Below are 5,284 nucleotides of genomic sequence, written 5' to 3'. Positions count from 1 at the left end.
CAACGCCGCCGCCTCGGCCAGGGCCTTTTCCTTGCGCGCCAGTTCCCGCTCGAGCTGCTGCACCCGCTTGTTGGCGTCCCGTGTTTCCCGCGCGATCTGGCGGGACGCCGCTCGTTCCCAGTCGTTGGCCCGCGCGCAGGCCTCCCGCCAGACAGTCAGCTGATCGGGGTAGATGCCGCGGCGCCGACAATATTCGCCAAGCTCCACTGCATTCAGTGACGCCGTCTCGATCACCGCAGCGAGCTTGTCCGCTGAGGTCCAGCCCTCGGGACCCGCGTTCGCTTCGGGCAGGAACTGCCCCTTCGCCCGCGCCTCCGCCCGCCACTTGGCAAGCGTCGCCACGCTGATCCCTTCCTCCTTGGCCAGCCGGCCCAAGGGCATGTTGTTCGGCGGCAGCATCTTCCCGATCACCGCAGCCTTCCGTTCAGGTGAGTAAGCCATTTCGTCGTCCTGTCCCGCCCGCCTCAGAATACACTTTCTGCATCAGAGCAGGCGACAACTTCCCTGACAGAGGGGGCAGGGAGCGTTGCCAGAGGTTTTCCAGGTGCATTTTCAGCAAAGTTATCTTGGCACAACCAGTTTTTGACCTTCTTCGGGGGCGTCGATTGGAAGGTGGTTTTCTTCCAGCACCAAGATGTTCTCGGCGCCAATGATGCTGCTTTTTGTCTTGTATCCAATGACGTCTTCGACGGGCATATCAATGTGGCGTGCCAGCAGAAGTGTTTCGTCGGATGAGAAGTTGGTCAAGCCACGTGCGACTTCCGCGCCGGACTCGTCATAGACGTGCAATACATCACCTTTGACAAAATCGCCTTGAATCGAAATAACGTCCTGTCGACGGATGCCGCAATCTCCTGCTACAACGGCTGCGGCCACTTGATTCGATACAACAAGGGTTCCCGCAACCTGGAGGCGGTTGCTCAGCCAAATCTTGAGTGGCGACGCTGTCTCGCCTGTGACGAGGCACCGCGTGTAGCGACGCTCGTTTTTCAGAACTGATGAAATCGGCCGTTCGATAATTCCCTCGGCAATAATCGTTTCAACGCCTGCATTCTGTGCCATGTTGGCGGCCTGCATTTTGGTCAGCATGCCGCCACTGCCAAGCGCGCTGATGCTGGTGGTGGATTCCAGGTGCTCGCTGACATCCTCGATCTCCGAGATAAACTGCGCATCCGGCTCGGAAGGATCTTTGTCGTAAAGGCCCTCGACACTGGTTAGAATGATGAGCACGTCAGCCTCAACCATCTGGGCCACTTTTGCGGATAAGCGGTCATTGTCGCCAACGCGTAGGTCGCGCGTTGCAACGGAGTCGTTTTCGTTGATGATCGGCATGATGTCGTTCTCGAACAATCGCATCATGGTGTTCTTGATGTTCAGGAAGCGACGGCGTTCTTCCATGTCTTCGACCGTCACCAGCATCTGGGCGACGTCCATGTTGTGCTCTGATGCAATCTGCCGGTAGGCGTTCATCAACAATGGTTGACCGCATGCGGCGGCGGCTTGCTTGTCCAAGATGCCCGCATCTTCCGGCCGTTTGCCGATCATGTTCAAGCCAAGCGCCACCGAGCCGGAAGAGGTAAGGATGATGTCATGCCCTTCCTTTTGCAGCTGCGCGAGGTCGCTTATCAGACCGCTCATGAACGCATAACGCAGGGTCAGTTCCTCGCTATTCGCAAGCAGGCTCGACCCGATCTTGACGACGATCTTCTTTTTTCTGGACATGTATTTCTCCTGTAAGAGGCTGTTCCTTTGGCAGAAACAGTAGGCTGTTTGCGTCCATCGACGCAGCCCGGTAACGTTGCCAATCATATGATTTGAGGGCCTATACCACGTACTGTACCTATGAGTGCAAACAGGTTCCTCCTCGCCACCGGTCTGGTTAGAAGCTGACGTCAGTAACCGAAAAGCAGGTACTCGGTCGACCAGAAGCTGCACCGCAGCAAGAATGGTATTTAGGAAGTGGTCGAGTTTAAAGGAGGAAGCTTTGAACGTTTTCCTGACAAGGTTTGCAAAGACGACTGGCGCCGTGCCGCGGCAGAGCGTCCGCAAGGAGGGAGCCGAGTTGCCCAACGCCGATCCTGCGGTGACTGATAGATCGGTCGTGGCGTCGGGGCCGCCGCAAGCGCCGGGTCATCAGCAAAGCGCGAAAGCCGGAGCACCCGACGTTACGGGGGCCTCTCTACATACCACGTTCGTTGGGAATGATGATCCGCCTAATTGTGGTTCCGAAGCTGTGCAGGATCAAATTAGATGCTGGAGCATCCTCACCACGCATTGATTCGCAAATAAAATTCTTCAGAAGGCGAACCTAAGCGACGCACGGAAAACGGCGGGCTTGAGATAACACCCACCGATTCTGCGCAAGTTGCAAAAAATTGATACGATAGCGCTGGAACACAATATGGCGGTTCACCCGCCTACAAAAGGAAGAAAATGATGAACAAGATGAGCATGAACGAAGGTGAATTGGACGTCGAAACGGTCGTATCCGACTTGGGTCGGCGGGCAAGAGCGGCGGCGCGAGAGCTAGCAGTGGCTTCGGTCGAGCAGCGAAACCTCGCGCTGATCGAAGCGGCAAAACTCCTCCGTGAGCGAAGAGACGAAGTAGTTGCCGCCAATGGGAAGGACCTTGATAGCATTAAGGGCAGTGATAAAGACGCAGCTTTCATCGACCGGCTAACTCTGACGGACGCGCGCGTTTCTGATATGGCCGACGCTGTCGATGCGATCGCGGGGCAGGACGATCCCGTTGGCCGTACGCTCGCCACCTTTGATCGACCCAATGGGTTGAAGATCGCGCGGATCAGCGTGCCAATTGGTGTCATTGCGATGGTCTATGAGTCGCGTCCGAATGTCGGGTCTGACGCAGGTGCGTTATGCATCAAATCTGGCAATGTTGTCATTCTCCGTGGCGGTTCCGAAAGCTTGAACTCGTCGCGCGCCATCGTTGGTTGTCTGACAGACGGACTGAAAGCGGCGGGTTTACCGGAAGACGCCGTTCAACTGGTGGATACGCGCGAACGCGAAGCGGTCAAGCTTCTGCTGCACAGCACTGAAACTGTCGATCTCGTTATCCCGCGCGGCGGACGCGGATTGGTTTCCTTGGTGCAACGCGAAGCACGAGTCCCCACGCTTTTACATTTGGACGGGAACAACCACACGTACCTTCACGAAAGCGCCGATTTAGAAAAAGCGGTTGGGATTGTTCGTAATGCAAAGATGCGACGGACCGGAGTGTGTGGTGCAACCGAGTGCGTTGTGGTTGATGCGAAAATAGCAAAGGAAATACTGCCGAGGTTGGCGGCTGCCCTTCACGACTGCGAACTACGCGGCGACGCCGCGGCTTGTGAAATCCTTCCGGATATAAATTCGGCGTCAGAGTCCGACTGGGATACAGAATATTTGAACAACATCATTTCCATCAAAGTGGTCTATAGCTTTCAGGAAGGCATCAAGTTCGTCCAAGATCATTCGTCCGGTCACACCGATGCAATTATTGCTGAGGATCAAGAGGCGGCAAAACGCTTTATGGTTGCCATAGATTCGGCAATTGTAATGCACAACACTTCAACGCAGTTTGCGGACGGTGGAGAGTTTGGCATGGGCGCGGAGATCGGAATTGCTACTGGAAAGATGCATGCGCGAGGTCCAGTTGGTGCGGAGCAGTTGACAAGCTTTAAATACTTCGTTTACGGTGATGGGCAGCAGAGGCCCTGAGTTGAAGGACCTTATTGGTGCGTTAAGCGGGATACTTTTACAACCCGCTTATCCACTAGAAAAAGCAGCCAATAACGAAATTCACTGACATTACGCAACATTTTCGCGGTTTCGAATTATTTTGCGCCATCTTTCAGTTTCTACTGCGTCCGGCGGGAATAGGGCCAAAATTGTCCGACTTTCGGAACGAGTGGAGAAGCCTGATGATTGCCGAACTCGAGTCGATCCCGAACATTTGGAGGCGCATGCCGAGCGAGGTGCACGCACGGCGGTTCTTGGAGGGAATCCTCCGGTCCACTGGTCGGCATTGTCCGCATTGCGGGCCGGTTGCCTCCTCCGCTCTTCGCGGCCGGACTTGTTGGCCGGGCCCTTATCAGTGTCAAAACTGCAGTCTTCAGTTCACTGTCACGACGCTCACTCCGATGCACGGCACCAAACTCGCCCTCCGGATCTGGATCTAGAGCGTGTTGCGTCTAATCGGTTTCATATCCAGCGGCCTTGAAGAAGTTGTAGCATTCCGCCTCGGTGAAGAGATCGCAGACCTTCCCGACGGCTTGCCATAGAGCTTCATAGGTGCGGGCGGCGGCTCTCCGGATCAGGGCCTTGAGCTTCGCGAACGCCATCTCGATGGGGTTCAGATCCGGGCTGTAGGGAGGCAAGAACAAGAACCATGCACCGACGGCTTTCATGGTCGCCGCTGCTTTGGGGCTCTTGTGCGATGACAGGTTGTCGAGAATGATCACGTCGCCTGGTCGCAGTGTCGGGGCCAGTTGGGTCTCGACGTAGAGCTCGAACAGCTCGCGGTTCATGGCGCCGTCAATCACCCAGGGCGCATCCAGCCGGTCGTGGCGCAGGGCTGCGATGAAGGTCTGGGTGTTCCAGTGGCCGAAGGGTGCATGGTCGACAAGGCGTGCGCCTTTCGGGGACCATCCGGTGGTCTTGGCCATGTTCGTCTTCAGTGACGTCTCGTCGATGAAACCGATGCGCGTCAATGCGTTGCGCATGAACGGTTGGCGCCGTGTGATCCAGATATGGCGCGCCTGCCGGATCTCAGGCCGCTTTTTCTCGACGGCTTGCAGGTCTTTTTTTGTGTGTCAGCCCAAGACTGCGCAGAAACCTCCAGACCGAGACGCGGTGAATGGCGATCCCGTGGTGATCTGCCAGTTCCCCGACCAGGTCGTTCAGTGTCAGATCGGGCTTCGCGTCCATCCGCGCGGTAATCCAGTCCTGCACGCCAACCAGTTTGCCATGACCCCCACCATTGCCTTGGGCGCGCGGGGCCAACCCGCCCGTCTCGCGCTTCAGGATCACCATGTCGTTGACGAACTTCACCGAAACTCGGAACCGCGCGGCGGTTGCGCGGTGCGAGTTCCCTTCCTCCACAAACGCCACAACGCGCTCTCGGAGTGCCGTAGGATGTGGTCTGCCCATTCTCATCCCTCCCACCTGTCTGCAGGCAGGGAATCACAGATCAAGCCAACAGGGAATCCTGAATCGGGAAAGTCGCAACACGCTCTAGGNTGNNAGCACCCTCTCCAGCCGAGACATCTTCAAGACCAACCGCACC

At 56.6% G+C, this 5,284-nt stretch carries 3 protein-coding genes and 2 pseudogenes; 2 read left to right on the top strand and 3 right to left on the bottom strand.

Annotation, left to right across the window (positions count from 1 at the left end; translation table 11 throughout):
- Together JSE7799_RS16285 and proB are read right to left on the bottom strand one after the other, a co-directional pair.
- A pseudogene (locus JSE7799_RS16285) lies at positions 1–441 on the bottom strand (IS3 family transposase); the annotation flags it as partial.
- A 120-nt stretch (positions 442–561) separates the two neighbouring features.
- Positions 562–1,722: a glutamate 5-kinase gene (gene proB, locus JSE7799_RS16280; protein WP_055664548.1), complete on the bottom strand. Its 1,161-nt coding sequence runs from the start codon at positions 1,720–1,722 to the stop codon at positions 562–564.
- A 714-nt stretch (positions 1,723–2,436) separates the two neighbouring features.
- Here proB and JSE7799_RS16275 point away from each other — a divergent pair.
- Positions 2,437–3,717, top strand: a complete 1,281-nt coding sequence (locus JSE7799_RS16275; protein ID WP_222101795.1) for a glutamate-5-semialdehyde dehydrogenase — start codon at positions 2,437–2,439, stop codon at positions 3,715–3,717.
- A 203-nt stretch (positions 3,718–3,920) separates the two neighbouring features.
- Positions 3,921–4,175, top strand: a pseudogene (locus JSE7799_RS22350) (transposase); the annotation flags it as partial.
- 15 nt (positions 4,176–4,190) lie between these two features.
- On the opposite strand, the gene JSE7799_RS20100 reads toward JSE7799_RS22350, so the two are convergent.
- Positions 4,191–5,148 (bottom strand): IS630 family transposase gene (locus JSE7799_RS20100; RefSeq protein ID WP_222101706.1). Its coding sequence is split into 2 segments (ribosomal slippage): positions 4,191–4,805 and positions 4,807–5,148, totalling 957 coding nucleotides; the frame shifts between segments, so codons are not numbered across the junction.
- Between the last annotated feature and the right edge of the window lie 136 nt (positions 5,149–5,284).

It is taken from the genome of Jannaschia seosinensis (genome assembly GCF_001408515.1).
In the GTDB taxonomy this organism is placed as follows: domain Bacteria; phylum Pseudomonadota; class Alphaproteobacteria; order Rhodobacterales; family Rhodobacteraceae; genus Jannaschia; species Jannaschia seosinensis.
Note: the sequence above shows the minus strand (reverse complement) of the source record. Positions and strands in the feature narration are given on the sequence as shown.

Coding starts and splice junctions, on each gene's coding strand:
- proB (WP_055664548.1), bottom strand. CDS start 1,722: ATGTCCAGAAAAAAGAAGATCGTCGTCAAGATCGGGTCGAGCCTGCTT.
- JSE7799_RS16275 (WP_222101795.1), top strand. CDS start 2,437: ATGAACAAGATGAGCATGAACGAAGGTGAATTGGACGTCGAAACGGTC.